Raw genomic sequence first — 17,159 nt, forward strand, 5'->3', positions numbered from 1 at the left:
CGTTTCAGATTCTTTTTATGTCTTGATTATATTACGTGATTTTCTCATCTACATGTGATTTTAGGTCATTGAAATGGATGAAAATGCCAAAGACGTTTAAATAGGTTTTTTGGACGCCTACGACTGTTTTAACGGCGCAGAATACATAATCATAGCTTTAACACAAGGCAAGAAAAAGAAAGGATGCACAATGAACGCACCAGTGAAAGTGGACCCGTCTTTAGAAGACGCCATTCAGGCAACTAAGTCGATGCGTGAGATTGATCGCAAACGCTATTTATGGATGATCAGTCCTGCGCTTCCAGTTTTGGGTATCGGAATTTTGGCAGGCTATCAATTTTCTCCTCGTCCGATCAAAAAGATCTTTGCATTGGGCGGTCCATTACTTCTGCACGTAATTATTCCGACGATTGATACGCTGATTGGCAAAGATGCCAGTAATCCGAGTGTGGAAGAGATCAAACAACTCGAAAATGATCCCTATTATGCTCGGTTAGTCAAAACATTCATTCCTTTGCAATATATCGCCAACGTATATGCTTGCTATCTAACGAGCCGTAAACAAACATCGTTTTTAGATAAAATCTTACTCGGCATTTCAATGGGGGCGATTAATGGCATTGCCGTGAATACAGCACACGAATTAAGTCATAAACAGGATCGCATTGATCATCTTTTATCACATCTGGCTTTGGTTCCGACTGGCTATAACCATTTTCGGATCGAACATCCTTACGGGCACCATAAACGTGCGGCAACCCCAGAAGATCCCGCGTCATCGCAAATGGGAGAAACCTTTTATGAATTTTGGCCACGCACCGTATTTGGTTCACTTAAATCTGCGATCGAAATTGAAACAACGCGTCTAAAACGTAAAGGCAAAAAGTTCTGGTCGAAGGAGAATGAACTGTTGCAAGGCTGGGGTATGAGTGCTGCTTTTCACAGCAGTATGCTGGGTATATTTGGTAAGGGGACACTGCCTTATTTGGTGACTCAGGCATTTTATGGCATTAGTTTATTTGAAATTATTAACTATATTGAGCATTACGGTCTATTACGGCAGAAAAAAGAGAATGGTCAATACGAACGAACCATGCCTGAACATAGCTGGAACAATAATAATATTGTGACCAATTTATTTTTGTACCAGTTACAGCGTCATTCTGATCATCATGCTTATCCAACACGACCATTTCAGGCGTTACGCCATTTCGATGAAGCACCTGAGTTACCAAGCGGATATGCCAGCATGTTATTGCCAGCCATGATTCCACCACTTTGGTTTAAGATGATGGATCAGCGTGTGCTGGCGCATTATAAAGGCGATTTATCTAAAGCCAATATATATCCTAAACGCCGTGCCAAATTGTTTGCAAAATTTGGTCTAACCGATCCAACGCAATCATCTAAATAAATAAAAAAGCCTCTTATGAGGCTTTTTTTAAACTTAAAAAAATTGGATTACTTGAGCTCGCTGGACGATTTACCGAGTTCTCGCCGTGCAATAATGAGTAACTGAATTTGTTGAGTTCCTTCAAAAATATCCAGAATTTTTGAGTCACGCGCCCATTTTTCGAGTAGTTCATCTTCGTTATAACCCAAACCTGCCGCGAGTTCGACGCATTTTAGGGTGATTTCATTACAAATCCGTGCAGCTTTGGCTTTTGCGATTGAGGCCTCTTTCGAGTTGGGTTGTTTATTGTCAGCCATCCATGTCGCTTTAAGGGTCAATAAACGGGCCGCTTCCCATTCAGCTTCCATTCGATAGACCTGCGCCGCCAAATGAGAAGTCTGTAAATAGGGGGTGCTGTAATGCGAATCGAGATGATCTTTTAACAGTATTTTAATGCGCTCAAGTGATGCCTTGGCACATCCTATGGCCATAGCAGCAACCAGTGGGCGGGTGTTATCAAAAGTTTCCATAACTCCTGCAAAGCCTTTGGCAACATCGATCTCGGCATTGCCAAGCAAGTTTTCGGCACCAATTCGACAATCGACAAAACTAATTGCAGCGGTATCTGAGGCCTTAATTCCAAGTTTATGCTCCAGACGTTCAATGGTCATGCCCGGCGTACCTTTAGGCACCACAAACGACTTAATTGCAGCTCGACCCAGCTTTCGATCCAGTGTTGCCCAAACCACCACGGCATCAGCACGAGCACCCGATGTTACATATATTTTCTCACCATTTAAAATGTAGTGATCACCGTCTTTTACTGCGGTGGTTCGAATGGCAGCGGAGTCAGAGCCACAATTGGGTTCGGTAATGGCCATTGCAGCCCAGATGCCTTTAAAGCGTTTCAGTTGTTCGTCATTCGCTACTGCTGCAATTGCAGAGTTACCAAGTCCTTGACGCGGCATACTGAGCAGTAATCCGGTATCGCCATAGCACATTTCTATAATACCGAGTGCGGTTGACATATTGGTGCCGTTTCGAATGCCTTCTCGATTTTCATCGCCGCGTTTGCTCGCACCCGCTGCGCCTGCATTGATTCCGTCACCACCTTCATTCATGCCGTCAATCAGTGAGGCAATCATATCGAGTTCTTTAGGATAGGCGTGCTCAGCTTTGTCATATTTACGTGAAATGGGGCGTAAAACATTGACTGCGACATCATGCGCCTGACTGACCATCATTTTAAATTTTTTGGGAGTTTGTAAGTTCATGGCATATCCTTTCTTCTGCTTGTCGTGTGTTTATGCATGTAAGCCCGAGTGAACAATCGCAGTTGCGCGCAAATCTCGATACCAGCGTTCGACAGGATGTTCTTTGGTAAAGCCATGACCGCCCAGAATTTGCACGCCATCTGTGCCGATCCGCATGGATTTTTCGGCACACAATAAACGAGCCAAGTACGCTTCACGATGAAAGGATTGACCAGCTTCTGCAAGACTGGCCGCATTCCAAACCAGCATCCGCATTGCATCAATCTCTATCGCCATATCGGCCACCATAAATGCCACACTTTGACGATGCGAGATAGGTTCGCCAAAGGCGATCCGATCATTGGCATAGTCAATACAATAGCGTTTGACCGCCTCGCAAGTGCCAACTGCCATGGCACACCACATCAAGTTACCCAAATCGACAAATGCACTGTAGTCAAAATCATCGTCACCTAAGCGCTGGGCAGGGGTCTGCTGAAACTCAAGTGTTACCGTTTCAGTCGCTTTTAAACCCATCGCCGGCGATGACTTTATGGCAATGGTGTCACTTCGCTCAACTACAAATACATCGGGCTGGCCCTCAAGCATGGCACTGACGAGGTAAAGATCGGCATGCTCACCTAAAAGCACCAGTGTTTTTTGTCCATCCAAGTAAAAATGGTCACCTTCACGCTTGGCTGTCGTTTTAAGCTGGAACGGATTAAATGCGGCAGTATTCTCTTGAGTTGCAAAAGTGGCTTTTAACTGACTATCTTCAGCAAAAGCGGATAAATAACGTGATTGAATGCTTTGTGATCCCCAGCGAGTGATCGCATTGATGGCACTAAAGCTGCTTAAAATCCCTGCGGCTAGACTAAAATCACCTTGCGCCAGATCTTCTGCAATTAAAATATTACTCACAATATTTTGCTCACTGGCTACACCTCCTGCAGCTTCGGGAAGGGCGTAATAATTCAGGCCAAGTTCATCTAGATATTGCCAAATAGTTTCGGGGAATTGTCCGTCATGATCAGCTTGATGTGCATGTATATAGAGCACTTCCTGTGCAAATTTGCGCATGGCTTCGCGCGTCATGGTTTGTTCTTCGGTCAAACTCAAATCAAATAAATCTTTGTTTTGCCGAGGCAGGCGCTGTCGATCAATTGAGTTGGATTTAAACGTTTTCTGCGCTTTTGAAAGCGCCTTAAAGCCTGTTTTTGAACCTTGATAAAGTGATCGCTCTACAAACTTTCTAAGTTTGAGTTGATCAAGTACGTCACTTCCTGCAAGTTTGGTAATCAATGATAGTCCTAAACCTTGCGCCTTACTCACCATATTTGACATTGCAAACTCCGTTGCCCTGAAGGGAATACGAACTATGCTGACATGCTGCCCAGGTAAAGACTATGTCATGGATGACAGGTGAAAGAATTTAGATTAACGGTAAAAGACAATTTTTTATATTTATAAGTATATGAATATTATGGAATTTAATCGATTTTTAAAAATGAGCTTTTAACGGAATTGACTAGGATGACAAATGTCATCCTAGTCAATTGAATCATTGAACAAATTTTTGAATCATACGGCGAACATTGGTTTTGGCTTCAATCACGGTCATAAAGGTATATGCACCAATGAATTTGCGGCTGATAAACATAAATTCTTTTGGCGGTACAGAAAAATAACGCGAGGCCATCGATTTGCTGGCTTGTTGCATCACACGGCTATGTAGCTGGCTTTTTTTCCAGTCATAGCGGTTATCCTGATCCATCAGACCTTCTGGCATGTCTGGGTTATTTTGTGGTGAACTAAAAGCTTCAGTTGCCAGCAAGAAAACCTTGGCCATATCTGGCTTGATGCTTTGCGGGATTGAGTCAAAGAAACCGTAACCTGTCATGGCTGCAACCATTTCTTCACTGCTGTGATGATAGCCAGCCTGAATCAAATTACGTGCAACGTTGAGCAGATGATCATCGAATTGGCGGATCGCACCAAAATCGAGTAAAACAATTTTATCGTTGATGTCATCGCCGTTGCCCAAACGTACCAAATAGTTGCCGAAGTTTGGATCGGTCTGCATTTCTCCCCATTCAAAAATCTCGCGGACAGCAATTTCAAGAGAAGCTTCACCCAGTTGATTACGGCGTTCTTGTGGCAAAGACAACATCACGGGGCTATTAATTGGGACGCCACGTTCATAGGTCATGCATAAGATTTTGCTGGTACAGTAGCGATCGACAATTTGAGGAACAACATAACGGGGATCGCTTTTTAAGCGCTCTGCAAAGCGACGCGTAGTTGCAGCTTCAATATCGTAACTCACCTCACGGTGCATCATTTCTCTGACTTCTTCAAACCACTGATCAAACTCACGTGTTTGCGGCACCATGCGGGTGAGTTTCAGCATGTTTTTAAACAGGCTCATATCCGAATCAATGGCTTCGGCCACACCTGGATACTGAATTTTTAATACCAGTTCTAGACCGTCAGATTTACGTGTTGCGCGGTGAACCTGTGCCAATGAAGCGGTACCGATAGGTTCATGATCAATGATAAGATCATCTAGCTTACTGCCCAGTTGTGTTTGTAAATGCGATTTGATTGCAGGCCAAGCCAATGCGACGGTCTGGTTATTGAGGGTATTGAGTGCCTGAGTAATTTCCTCAGGTAGAAAATGCTCGCCGTACAGTGCCATCATCTGGCCGATTTTGACGATAGAGCCTTTCAGCTTGCCAATTTCAGAAACCAAATAATTGGCTTGTTCAGTCATGGCTTTTTTTCTTTTCTTTTCCTTTTCTGCTTCACTTGAAAACATTGAGCTTGCACTTGCAGTGGCCCAGCGCGTGCCTGCGAGGAACGAGGCTTTTGCGATCGATAAGCGTCGATCCATCGAAGAAGTTTTTAAATTCTTAAGCTTATCGTTCTGATTTGACATATAAAATCCTTTGCTGAAACACGCAGAAAAGTAATGAAGACAATTGTAACGAATACTACAGGCTCTAATCGTATTAAAACAGTCATAGGCTGTTTAAAAGATGAAAAGTATTACTGCAATCAGACGCTGAAATTGAGGGTATCGTATTTTAAGGCAATTTTGTAAGTGAATAAAACTGAATTGTGATGAACAGCAGTCGATTTATCTGAATTCATTCAACTTTTTCACCAAGTATTGTTATTCAGTATCCAGCTTGACTACATCGCATACTGAATCTTGATCTGGTGACGCTGTTTGAGTTGAACCTTGTTGGCTTCAATATGCTTGGCAATCATGCTCTTGACCAAATCGTGAGTAAAACCCAAGGCGTATCCTTTTACAATCACAATACTAGGGAGTGTAAAAAAGAAGTATCGCGCATCGTCGAGTGAAGGCTGATCAAAAATTTTGTGTTCTTGCAAGGTTTCACAAAAGAACGTTTTTTCATTTTGCACATGATGTGAAGCGTTGTCACTCCAGTACTTTTCACGCATTGCCATAAGATTATTATGCTTATAACTCATATCGGATGTACCTCTAGATGGATCAATCAAAACTTATCACATTATTCGCTCAGATGAGTTTAATCAACTCAATGTGAAATCTTTGCGAAGCGTGTTGGTCCGCTGTTGATGGAAGTCTACAAGTAAATGAACAGACTATAATGAGTAAATTATAAAAAAATACAGTGATGAAGATTAAACCATGAACATGGTCAGGTTTAAGCTACATCACTGTATGGCTGAAATCGTGAATTATTTTAATCGTTGAGTAGTTTTTCTGTATTACCGCGTTTGACCGAATAGCGGCTATAAAAATAAATCACGAGCCCGAGCAGGTACAAAATACCAGACAACAATAACAAAGACAGACCTGCAGCATATAACAGCCACACCGCATATAAGGTTGCGATACCGGCAATAAAAATATGTTTGCCACGTTTGTGGCGTGCAGATTCTTTCAGATAAAAAGCAGAAACCAAAAAGTAAGGCAACAGGATCATGACCGATGAGATCAGTAAAAGCTGGGTGTAGTTTTTATTGAAAAAACATACTGCAATCAATGAAAGCTGTACCACAATCGAGGTCAGCCACAATGATGTAATCGGTACATTATTGGTATTGGTTTTTAAAAAACTTTTTGGAAAGGCGCCATTTTTTGCAGCCAAAAATGGAATTTCGGTTGCAAATAAGGTCCAGCTTAAGTAGGACGAAGAAACTGAAATAATCAGTCCCAATGTAATGACAATGGTACCCGGCAAACCAATCAATTGCGCAAGGATACTGGCCATAGAGGGATTATGCATGCCTGCAATCTCTGCACGTGTATTGATACCATATGACAATACCGTCACCATGACATAAAAGCCTAGTGCCAATAACACACCCAGTAGAGTTGCTTTACCGATATCGTTTCTACGTTTGGCGCGCGACGAAAGGACAACGGCGCCCTCGATACCTGTAAATACCCAGAGCGTAATCAGCATGACATCACGCACTTGTTGCCATACTGGCATTTGTAAGGATGTATCGAGAAAATTTAATTTGAATAGTTCAAGCTTGAACGCCACAAACGAAAACAAAATGAATACGACAAGTGGCACAATCTTGGCAATTGTTGCCAGCAAATTGACCAAAGCCGCTTCTTTAATGCCTCGACTCACGAGCCAGTGCACAAGCCAGACAAAAATGGATGAGCCAATAAGCGCATATAGGGTATTGCCTTCACCAAAGTAGGTATGTTCAGGCGTATCGGTAAACATACCCACCGCAGAAAAAGCAATGACCACATAGCCAACAATCCCGACAGTGGTACAGAGCCAGTAACCCCAGGCAGAACAAAAGCCGATCAAATCGCCAAAGCCTTCGCGTGCATAGTTGTAAATCCCGCCGTCCAGATCTGGACGTTGACGGGTTAAATGTAGCAAGGATATCGCCAGAAAAATAATACCGACGCCAGTGATCAGCCATGCAAACAGTAAAGCAGAACCATTGGCAACAGCAGCCATATTTTGTGGCAGACTAAATACGCCTGAACCGACCATGGAACTAAACACCAAGGCGGTGAGGGAGAGTAAACCAATTTTAGAAGTGGACATGCGGCTTAGTCTTGAAAAAATTGAGAGAGTTTCTGAATATGTTCAGGACCAATACCACAGCATCCCCCAATCATACTGGCGCCAGCATCTTGCCATTGTTTGGCAAATTGTAAATACGCGTCTGGATCTAAATCTTTTCTGATTTCATCTAGACCATCATTGGCTGTGGCTTCACTGTTTTGTGGCGGAAATGCATTCGCATAGGCACCAATTTTAATGGTGTTTGGAATGAGTTCACGAATTTCTTGAATCGCTTGAAGAATGACTTCTGGCTGACAGCAGTTGAACAGTACGGCACTGACATTTAGTGATTTAATCAGTTCGGCAGTTTCTGCGATGCTTTCGCCAGAACGTAGCTGTGCAGCAGGAAGCGCCTGATCATCTTGGAGGGTAAAGGAAACCCAGAATTCACGACCGTCTTGGGGTAAAAGCTCACGAACAGTACGAACTTCTGCCAAACACGACTGAGTTTCTGCAAGCCATAAGTCAACGTCAGGCGACAATGCTTCAATAATAGGGCGTGCCAAAGTGGCTGCTTCATCTGCCTGAAATAAATCGGCGCGGTAAGAACCAAAAAGTGGAGGAAGACAGCCCGCAATCTGCACCGCAGCGCCACTTTCTTCAACTGCACGTTTGGCCTGAGTAGTGGCAACCTTGACTAAATCAGTGACCTCTTGATCAAAACGGTCTTGACCAATATGAAAAGGTACAACTGCATAGTTGTTGGTGGTAATGACTTCAGCGCCTGCACGAATAAAATCTAGATGAACCTGCTTCACAATATCAGGTGCTTCGGTAAGTGCCAAAGCTGACCATTCAGGTTGTCTAAAAGGTGCACCACGACGAGCCAGCTCGCGCCCAAATCCGCCATCTAAAATTTTCATAAGATCTCGAATACAAAAAAAGTTGATTATAGAGGATATAAGCACCGCCACCTGTGTAAAAAATTGACAACTGGGGGTGTACTTATAAAAAAATAAGCAATTTATATGAATATTTTAGATAAAGAAAGATTAATTTGGTTCAATCCTCTTAATGAAAGATGCCCCAGATTTATCGATCAATTTCAAGTGCATGACCTCGGCAATTGAGATACAACTGCTGATTATGCCATGCGATTTGCCCCGACACGATGGTGGTGGCGACGCGATACTGAAAACTTTTATGCTGAAAAGGGGTCCAGCCACAGTGCATGTAAATCGGCTGATCGGCAACGGACCATGGATTTTTTTCGACTAAAACCAGATCGGCCCAATAACCTTCTCGAATATAGCCGCGCTCTTTAATTTTAAATAAATCGGCCACGCGGTGTGAGGTTTTGCTGACCATATCTTCGATACGTAATTGGTCTGCCGCAACCAGCTCAAGCAACGCAGGCAGAGCATGCTGAACAAGGGGTAAACCTGCTGGTGCATTAAAGTAACTGTTTTGTTTTTCATCCCAAGTATGCGGAGCATGATCTGTACCAATAATATCTAACAAATCACTTGATGAAACAGCTTTAATCAAGGCATCTCGATCAGTTTTTGTTTTGATTGACGGGTTACACTTGATCAGATGACCGAGCTGGTCGTAATCTTGGGCATCAAAATGTAAATGATGAATACATACTTCAGCTGTTATGTGCTTTTCATGAAGCGGTTTATTTTCAAAAAGTGATAACTCTTTGGCTGTGGTCAGGTGCAGTACATGCAATTGCGTCTGATATTTTTTTGCCAGCTCGACTGCCATTTTTGAGCTTGCATAGCAGCAAGCTTCATCGCGAATCAGTGGGTGGAGATGCGCAGGAACATTCTCACCATATTGCGCCCGATACAGCGCCTCATTGGCAGTAACAATGGGGCTAGATTCACAGTGCGTGAGTAAAATAGTGGGAACATGAGCAAATAAAAACTCAAGCGCTTTGGGATCATCTACCAGCATATTGCCAGTAGAAGAACCCATAAAGACTTTCACGCCACTGACCAGCTTTGGATCGAGCTGCTCAATGATCGACAGGTTGTCTGCACTCACACCAAAATGAAATGCATAATTGCCATGACTCGAGCGGGCTGCAATTGCTTTTTTGGCATTCAAGGCATCTAAGTTTAGCGTAGCGGGCTTGGTATTGGGCATGTCCATGAAGCTGGTAATGCCACCTACAGTTGCTGCTGCCGACTCAGAGGCAATAGTGCCTTTATGTGGCGCACCCGGATCACGAAAGTGAACCTGATCGTCAATCATGCCGGGCAGTAGCCAAGCGCCATTGGCCTCGATCTCTTTTGCGCGATGTACGCCTGTAATCGAGGACTGTATTTTGGAAATACGGCCTTGCTGAATCAAAACATCACAAAATTGGCTATGACCTTCATTGACCAGATGTGCGTTACGAATAATCAGGTCGGGTAAGGCATTAAAACTCATTGGATAATGCCTTATATCCTTGAACCAATTCAATGTTGGTGGTCACTACGCTTTCTGAAAATTCGGTAATCGAGACATCAATTGGGGGATACGCCGCCAAGTCGGTTTTGGCGTTGATATAACTCATGGCAGGAACATAAAAGTTAGACGGTAAATCACGTCCATCGACAACGGCATTGTGACGAATGGCACTGTTATTACCGATTTTGCAATTAAATAGCACACTGTTAAAGCCGACAAAAACACGCGCACCGATGACGCATGGCCCATGAATAATCGATCGGTGCGCAATTGATGAGTTTTCACCAATTTGAACGGCTGCACCGGCTTTTGAATGAATAACCACACCATCTTGAATATTCGAATTTGCACCAATCACGATCGGTTCCATATCACCATTTTCATCGGTTTCATCTGCACGAATGACAGCGTAAGGCCCAACAAACACATTGGCGTGAATGATGACTTTGCCACAAATGATGGCAGTCTGATCAATGTAGGCAGATTGATGAATTTGCGGCAAATGGCCTGATGGGTTTTTACGAATCATAGTCAATATTATTAAGCAGTGAATGGATAGGAGTTACAGTGATCTGTATTATTGTTATGTTATAACATAACAATAAATTCAATCAAGTCATTCAATCCTTAAATTTTGGCCTAAAATGTTGTTTATTCGTCCTTTGATTCAGGAATGGGCTTGAATTGTAATTGCACGCATAACCCATTTAAAAGATTAGACGTTTTAAACTGCATAGATGCATCGAGTGACTGCAATGCGGTATTGACAATCGAAAGCCCTAAACCACTTCCTATTGCATTATGCTGAGTTTTTTCTAAACGAACAAAACGTTGCAACACATGATTGTATTGATGCTCTGAAATCCCTGGGCCATTGTCGTGGATATCGACACAGATCATTTCATGATCGTATGAAACTAAAATACAGACCTGATTTTTGGGTGGGCTGTATTTAATGGCATTATCGATGAGGTTGATAAATATACTTTGCAAGGTATTGGGGCGCGCCAAAATCATCACTTGCTCGAGAGCGGGCTCAATACTGACTTGAATTTCGATTTGTTTTTTACGCGCATTGGCCAATAACTGACCGACACTTAAGCGAAGTGCATTGACCAAATTGAGTGACTGTAGTGGCTCATCTTGCTGAATTTCCTGATGTGCCAAACTCATGAGCTGATCGACCAGATGTGACATGCGTTTCAGACTCAGAGATAGATCATTCAGATTTTCTTGATAAAACGGATGATCCTGTGGTGTTTTAAGTAAAAGTGAGGTTTGTAGCTTTAAAGCAGTCAGTGGCGTTCGAAGTTCATGAGCAGCATTGGCAATAAACACTTGCTGCTGATTTTTTGCCTCATCAATGCGCTTAAACAAATAGTTGAGTTCATCTATGGCTGGGCGGATTTCCATAGGCAAATGATCAATTTTGACCTCTGACAGATCGGTGTAATTGCGCTCTGAAAAGGTACTACGAAGTTTGGTGAGCGTTTTAAGGTGATGACGAATCAAACGATATACCCCATAAATACCAAATGGCATAAAAAAGATATACGGAATCAGCATGTTAAATGCCAATTCTTTGGCCAGATGTCGCCGAACTTTGATTAACTGACTAATCTGAATTTGCTTGTCTTTGGCAGGATACACATAAATTTTAAGTTCGCCGCGGATGGTTTTTTTTCTTGTGAAATATGGGGTAGAGGAGTATGGTAAAATATAGTCGTATTGTTGGCTTAGTTTTGCAAGTTCGGTATCTTTAATAATGTCGATAAAGACATCGGTTTCATCATACTCAGCTTTAGGATCATAAGTAGATAAGCGTAATGACAAGTCGTTTTTATCGAGAAATTCCGCCATTTCCTGCATTTGGCGATCGATTACCTCCTGAGATTCTTCTAATGCAATTCGATACGCCGCAATTCCGATAAAAAAAAGCAAAAAAATACTGAAAAGCGAAATGCTCCACGTCATACGTTGGCTGAGTGGTTTTTCGCGATAAAAGGATCGAAGCTGACTGAACCTGAATTTCAGGCCTCGGTGGTCATTTGTCTGTGCTTTCAACACAATAGCCTAAGCCTCGCACATTTCGGATAAAATCTTTCCCTAGCTTTTGTCTTAAATTATGAATATGGACCTCAATGGTATTGCTGTTGACTTCATCATCGCAATCGTAGAGTTTTTCTTCGAGCATATTTTTAGAAAAAATCTGATTGGGATACATCATCATCGGTTCTAAAATGGCCCACTCTTTATTTGAAACATTAATGGGCTGGCCTTCTTTGAGCAGTCGATGTGTATTTGGAAAAAGCTGAATCTGACCCACTTTAAAACTGATTTCACTTAAAGAGGAATAATTACCGCGTCGCAAAACGGATTCAATCCGTGCCACTAACTCATCAAAATCGTAAGGCTTGACGATATAATCATCTGCGCCGAGCTTCAAACCCTGAATCTTTTCTTTACTCTGATCGCGGGCACTGATAATAATCACTGCCAGCTTGTTTAGCTCCATTTTTTTACGAATGTGCTTGAGTACGTCTAAGCCGTCAAGTTCCGGCAAGCCCAAATCGAGTAAAACCAAGTGATAAGTCTGGCGAAATAAAAAATCGAGTGCCTCGATGCCATTTTTGGCCCAATCGACTTCAAACTTCTCATGTTGAAGCAGCTTGAAGGTCGTTTTACCGATCATGACATCGTCTTCAATATATAAAATTCTGATCACGCTACAGTTTACCTCTGCATTGAGCGGTCAAATCCAAGCTTGAATCCAATACCTGTGTTCGAATATGCAACAAGCCCAACACGGTTGGAAACAAATTATCTTGACTGACCGGATTATTTTTTTGTCCGTTTAAGCACTGCTTGATTGTTTGTTGCTGTGGCCATGTCGTTGAAAACCAGAATAACATAGGAATGTGCGTTTGTTCTTTCGGCGCCATAAAATAAGGCGTACCGTGGAGATATAATCCATTTTCACCAGTCGATTCACCGTGATCCGATAAATACATCAGACCTGTCGAGACCGGTAAAGCATCGAGGGTATGAATCAATGTACTCAGTACGTGATCGGTATACAAAATGGTGTTGTCGTAGCTATTGATCAAGCTTTCGCGTGAGCAGTTTTGAATATTGTTGGTGTCACAGGTCGGCGTAAATTTTTTAAAAGCAGCAGGGTAGCGTTTGTAATAAGCTGGCCCATGGCTCCCTAGTTGATGCAATACAATCAATTGATCTTTTTTGAGCTGTTTTAAGTCAAGCGCTTTAAGATAATCCTTTAAGGCATCGATTAAAATTCCGTCATAACATTCGCCGTCTTTACACTCATTTTTGTAACGTGGATCATCTTTAGGCGAAATATAATGTTGTATACGATCACATGCGCCTTTGCAGCCCGAGTTGTTGTCAATCCATGTCACTTCATAGCCTGCGCGCTGCACAATATCTAACAGGCCTTCACGATGACCTGCCAATGCTTCGTCATACGCGCTACGCTTCATGCCTGAAAACATACACGGCACTGAAACTGAGGTTTGCGTACCACAAGAGGAGGCTTGAGTAAAATTTACCAGATCAAGTTTACTTAGCTCTGGATTGGTCGGTTTGTGATAACCATTTAGGCTAAAGTTTTCTGCACGCGCTGTTTCACCCACCACCAGCACCATAATTTTAGGTGCATGTGCACCCACAGTATTTACGATGTGTGCATCTTCACCGTATTTGACCAAAGGCAGATCGCGTTTTTTATATTGCCGGCGGGAATAACTCCAGCTACTCGAGATCACATTTAGCGGTGAAATCTGTGCTTTAAGCTCTCTATTTTCGCGAAAGATCGGCGCATATTGGCTATAAAAAGAAAAAAGCCCAGCACCTATGATAAAAAGTGCTACAGCCAAGCTGCCGAATTTTCCAATCAACAAATGCTTAAGGTTATTGGCTGGCTTGATTTGAATAAATAAAAGACCAATTAAAGGTACCACAATGATTTTAAGTACCCATAACAACAGGGGTATAGAGAGCAAATCCAAAGCTTCACGCGTATCGGTTTGCATGACATTTTCAATCTGCGCGGTATTGACATTTACACCGAGTTGATTGACAAAGTAAGAGGTTAACCCCGTTAATACAATCATGATCACAGCGACAGTTTTGGCAGATGCTCGCCAACTGATCAATTGTAAAAAGATAAAATTTACGCCAGCAATCAGTAAAAATGTGGCACTCATAAACAGTACTTGCATCAAACCGTCAAATGCACTGAGCTGCAAAACTTTATGATAAAAACTGCCATTGGTAAAACTGGCCAACCAGCAAGCCAGAATAGCATTAAAGGTGTGTATCGAGACACGCCATTGTTTGTTTGGTGTTAAAGCGGCAAACATATTTTGGTCTTTAAATGTTCATTGAGATTCTAGGTATATTAGAAAACTCAAAAATTAAGAAAAAATTAGATTTAGAATGAATTCACGATCTTCTCATTGTTAGAAGTTACATATTTTCAAGTGCTTAATATAAGAAAATGGCCATTTTGATCGATCTTTTGTCTTGTAAAAAAGATATTTGAAAATTTTTTAATGATCATTTGTTTTTAGATTTTTGTTTTTTAAAGATTATTTAAAATATTGATGTCTGTCATTGAGATCTTTTAATTGGATAAGTTTTGTGCGCTAACGCAAGATGAAACTAGATAAAACAACACTCAAAGGAATTGTGTGATGAAAAAAGTTCGTGTTGCATTGGTGGGTGGTGGTATTGCGGGAGTCGCGCTTGCAGCCAACTTATTTAAACAGCCGCATTTAGATGTTTGCTTATATGAAGCAGCACCTCAATTTTCTGAAATTGGTGCCGGAATTTCATTTGGCGCGAATGCGGTTCGTGCCATTGAGCTACTTGGTTTGGCTTCGCAATATACCGCGATTGCAGATCAAGTATCTGCGCCATTTCAGGATGTATGGTTTCAATGGCGAAATGGCTATAACGATGATTATTTGTCGAGTTCAATTTCTCCTCAGGTTGGTCAGTCTTCGGTGCATCGTGCCGATTTCTTAGATGCTATTTTAGGAAATATTCCACAGCACCAATGTAAGTTTAATAAAAAACTCAAATCGATTCAGGAGTACGATACGCATATTGAATTGAGTTTTGAAGATGGGACACGCGCCGAAGCCGATTATGTCATCGGTGCAGATGGTATACACTCCGCCACGCGTGATTATGTGCTGCAAACCCATCAGTTTGCTCCGGTACGTCCTAATTTTACTGGCACGTGGGCTTACCGCGGTATCATCAAAGCGACAGAATTTAGACAGGCCATTGTGGCAGCCGGCCTAGATGTAGAAATTGCCGACGTACCACAAATGTTTTTAGGCAAAAACAAGCACATTTTGACCTTTCCGATTCGTCAAGGTGAAGACATTAACATTGTGGCGTTTAAGACAAACGCTGAGCAGCTTACGCTTGCAGAACATACCCCATGGACACGTGCGGTAGACAAACAGGAAATGTTGGACGATTTTCAGGACTGGAGCGAAAGCTGCCGAATTTTACTCGGTTTGATTGAGCATCCGACCTTGTGGGCACTGCACGAACTGGCCGAATTGCCGACTTATCAAAGTCAGTCTGGCCGTGTCGTATTAATGGGAGATGCTGCGCACGCCATGCTTCCACATCAGGGTGCCGGAGCAGGACAAGGGCTTGAAGATGCACTCACGCTAAAAGTGTTGTTTGAGCACACTGAGCTGACTGTTGAAGATTTACCGCGATTTTCTGCAATATATGAACAGATCCGAAAAGAACGTGCCTGTAAGGTTCAGCGTACTTCGCGTGAGTCTGGGCAAATATATGAACTTAACTCAGCGCTGTATCCAAGCTTTGAAGCAGTGGGTGCACATTTGCAAAAACGTTTTGACTGGTTATGGCAGCATGATTTAACACAAGACATGTTAGCGGCCCGAGCAGCGCTGTCGCCTGTTGCAACGATTTAAACACTAACAATTTGGCACAAGAGTATTTTGAACGACTTGTGCCTTTAGCACAATTCTATTTTGAAAAAGTTGAATAAAAGTGTTTATGATAGGATTAAATTAAAATCATGGAAGATCTTAAAACGTGGACTTAAGTCTGATCCGTATTTTTATTTGTGTTTATGAAAATAAAAATATCAGTAAAGCCGCTGAGATTTTAAATCTGAGTCAACCTTCTGTTACCTATAATTTAAATCGATTACGTAAGCATTTAAATAATCCTTTATTTGAACGCACGCAATATGGTGTGGAAGCAACTAAATTATCGCATGAATTATATCCTGTATTTAAAGAGTCGATTTTAAAAATTGAAATAGCAGTCGATGAGGCATTAAATTTTAATCCACTCACTTCAAATAAAATCTTTCGAATTGGTTTATCAGATATTGGTGAAATTTGCTTGTTACCGACATTAATCGAATACTTAAGAGCACATGCCCCAAAAATAAAAATAGAAGTAGAAGAGATTAAAATTGATCAAGTCGAAAAATGGTTAATCGAAGGATTTATTGATGTGGCTATTTTTAATAGTACACATTTGGAGTTTAAGCATCTTGAATATGAGACTCTTTTTTTAGAGCGATATGTTGCACTGGTTAATATGAATCATCCGCGAATAGGAAGTACGCTCAGTTTTGATGCGTATTTAAATGAATCTCATGTGGCGATAAAGTCATCTACCGGGCATACTCAGGTCGATCATGTATTAAAATTAATGGGGCATCAGCGTAAAATTGCTTTGAAAGTACCCCATTTTGGAGTTTTACAAGGTGTGCTGGATAAAACAGATTTGATGGTAACGCTGCCCAGTCGTGCTGCACAGCAATATTTAAATCAATCCCATGTCCGTGTTTTGGAGTTGCCGTTTCAAATGTCTGAATTTTATGTGGGCTTACATTGGTTTGCCCAAACCAATGAGCCCCTTGCTCGGACATGGTTGATTCAAACCTGTAAAAAGGTTATTTCAGTTTTGTAAGACCGCGGGCTAAGC

General features: G+C 42.0%; 14 protein-coding genes. 3 read left to right on the forward strand and 11 right to left on the reverse strand.

Annotation, left to right across the window (positions count from 1 at the left end):
• The first annotated feature begins 190 nt into the window (after positions 1–190).
• Positions 191–1,414, forward strand: a complete 1,224-nt coding sequence (locus tag ADA42_RS04235; protein WP_048763754.1) for an alkane 1-monooxygenase — start codon at positions 191–193, stop codon at positions 1,412–1,414.
• A gap of 47 nt (positions 1,415–1,461) precedes the next feature.
• On the opposite strand, the gene ADA42_RS04240 is transcribed toward ADA42_RS04235, so the two are convergent.
• The 11 genes from ADA42_RS04240 to ADA42_RS04290 form a co-directional block, all read right to left on the reverse strand.
• Complete coding sequence (locus tag ADA42_RS04240; RefSeq protein ID WP_025094889.1) at positions 1,462–2,667, reverse strand: acyl-CoA dehydrogenase family protein; 1,206 nt, start codon at positions 2,665–2,667, stop codon at positions 1,462–1,464.
• Between the two features lie 30 nt (positions 2,668–2,697).
• Positions 2,698–3,981 carry an acyl-CoA dehydrogenase family protein gene (locus ADA42_RS04245; RefSeq protein ID WP_171076836.1) on the reverse strand — a complete coding sequence of 428 codons (1,284 nt, stop codon included), beginning with the start codon at positions 3,979–3,981 and terminating at the stop codon, positions 2,698–2,700.
• A gap of 226 nt (positions 3,982–4,207) precedes the next feature.
• Positions 4,208–5,584, reverse strand: coding sequence for an ABC1 kinase family protein (locus ADA42_RS04250; RefSeq protein ID WP_025094891.1), 1,377 nt, complete (start codon positions 5,582–5,584; stop codon positions 4,208–4,210).
• A 257-nt stretch (positions 5,585–5,841) separates the two neighbouring features.
• A complete protein-coding gene (locus ADA42_RS04255; protein ID WP_048763756.1) occupies positions 5,842–6,147 on the reverse strand; it encodes a hypothetical protein in 306 nt (101 codons plus the stop codon).
• A gap of 236 nt (positions 6,148–6,383) precedes the next feature.
• The gene (locus ADA42_RS04260) at positions 6,384–7,721 is read right to left on the reverse strand and encodes a basic amino acid/polyamine antiporter (RefSeq protein ID WP_004936887.1); all 1,338 of its coding nucleotides are present in this window, start codon (positions 7,719–7,721) and stop codon (positions 6,384–6,386) included.
• A gap of 5 nt (positions 7,722–7,726) precedes the next feature.
• Positions 7,727–8,605, reverse strand: a complete 879-nt coding sequence (locus ADA42_RS04265) for a homocysteine S-methyltransferase family protein (RefSeq protein WP_025094894.1) — start codon at positions 8,603–8,605, stop codon at positions 7,727–7,729.
• Between the two features lie 169 nt (positions 8,606–8,774).
• Complete coding sequence (locus ADA42_RS04270; RefSeq protein ID WP_048763758.1) at positions 8,775–10,124, reverse strand: dihydroorotase; 1,350 nt, start codon at positions 10,122–10,124, stop codon at positions 8,775–8,777.
• Positions 10,114–10,674 carry a hypothetical protein gene (locus tag ADA42_RS04275; RefSeq protein ID WP_004936896.1) on the reverse strand — a complete coding sequence of 187 codons (561 nt, stop codon included), beginning with the start codon at positions 10,672–10,674 and terminating at the stop codon, positions 10,114–10,116. The genes ADA42_RS04270 and ADA42_RS04275 overlap by 11 nt, the downstream gene beginning before the upstream one ends.
• 122 nt (positions 10,675–10,796) lie before the next feature.
• Entirely contained in the window at positions 10,797–12,119 is a 1,323-nt protein-coding gene (locus ADA42_RS04280; RefSeq protein WP_048763779.1) for a sensor histidine kinase, read from the reverse strand.
• Between the two features lie 70 nt (positions 12,120–12,189).
• A complete protein-coding gene (locus ADA42_RS04285; RefSeq protein WP_025094897.1) occupies positions 12,190–12,870 on the reverse strand; it encodes a response regulator transcription factor in 681 nt (226 codons plus the stop codon).
• Position 12,871: 1 nt separating this feature from the next.
• A complete protein-coding gene (locus ADA42_RS04290; RefSeq protein WP_048763760.1) occupies positions 12,872–14,527 on the reverse strand; it encodes a phosphoethanolamine transferase in 1,656 nt (551 codons plus the stop codon).
• Between the two features lie 330 nt (positions 14,528–14,857).
• Here ADA42_RS04290 and salA point away from each other — a divergent pair, with 330 nt between their 5' ends.
• Together salA and ADA42_RS04300 are read left to right on the forward strand one after the other, a co-directional pair.
• On the forward strand, positions 14,858–16,129 hold the full coding sequence (gene salA / locus ADA42_RS04295) for a salicylate 1-monooxygenase (RefSeq protein WP_171249913.1): 1,272 nt from the start codon (positions 14,858–14,860) through the stop codon (positions 16,127–16,129).
• 124 nt (positions 16,130–16,253) lie between these two features.
• A complete protein-coding gene (locus ADA42_RS04300) occupies positions 16,254–17,144 on the forward strand; it encodes a LysR family transcriptional regulator (protein WP_048763765.1) in 891 nt (296 codons plus the stop codon).
• Positions 17,145–17,159: the final 15 nt, after the last annotated feature.

The sequence above is a fragment of the Acinetobacter sp. 243_ASPC genome (assembly GCF_001054715.1).
Classification (GTDB): domain Bacteria; phylum Pseudomonadota; class Gammaproteobacteria; order Pseudomonadales; family Moraxellaceae; genus Acinetobacter; species Acinetobacter soli.

What these genes read in the sequence shown, in the direction of transcription:
- ADA42_RS04235 (WP_048763754.1), top strand. Translation starts at nt 191, where the DNA reads ATGAACGCACCAGTGAAAGTGGACCCGTCTTTAGAAGACGCCATTCAG.
- ADA42_RS04240 (WP_025094889.1), bottom strand. Translation starts at nt 2,667, where the DNA reads ATGAACTTACAAACTCCCAAAAAATTTAAAATGATGGTCAGTCAGGCG.
- ADA42_RS04245 (WP_171076836.1), bottom strand. Translation starts at nt 3,981, where the DNA reads ATGGTGAGTAAGGCGCAAGGTTTAGGACTATCATTGATTACCAAACTT.
- ADA42_RS04250 (WP_025094891.1), bottom strand. Translation starts at nt 5,584, where the DNA reads ATGTCAAATCAGAACGATAAGCTTAAGAATTTAAAAACTTCTTCGATG.
- ADA42_RS04255 (WP_048763756.1), bottom strand. Translation starts at nt 6,147, where the DNA reads ATGAGTTATAAGCATAATAATCTTATGGCAATGCGTGAAAAGTACTGG.
- ADA42_RS04260 (WP_004936887.1), bottom strand. Translation starts at nt 7,721, where the DNA reads ATGTCCACTTCTAAAATTGGTTTACTCTCCCTCACCGCCTTGGTGTTT.
- ADA42_RS04265 (WP_025094894.1), bottom strand. Translation starts at nt 8,605, where the DNA reads ATGAAAATTTTAGATGGCGGATTTGGGCGCGAGCTGGCTCGTCGTGGT.
- ADA42_RS04270 (WP_048763758.1), bottom strand. Translation starts at nt 10,124, where the DNA reads ATGAGTTTTAATGCCTTACCCGACCTGATTATTCGTAACGCACATCTG.
- ADA42_RS04275 (WP_004936896.1), bottom strand. Translation starts at nt 10,674, where the DNA reads ATGATTCGTAAAAACCCATCAGGCCATTTGCCGCAAATTCATCAATCT.
- ADA42_RS04280 (WP_048763779.1), bottom strand. Translation starts at nt 12,119, where the DNA reads ATGACGTGGAGCATTTCGCTTTTCAGTATTTTTTTGCTTTTTTTTATC.
- ADA42_RS04290 (WP_048763760.1), bottom strand. Translation starts at nt 14,527, where the DNA reads ATGTTTGCCGCTTTAACACCAAACAAACAATGGCGTGTCTCGATACAC.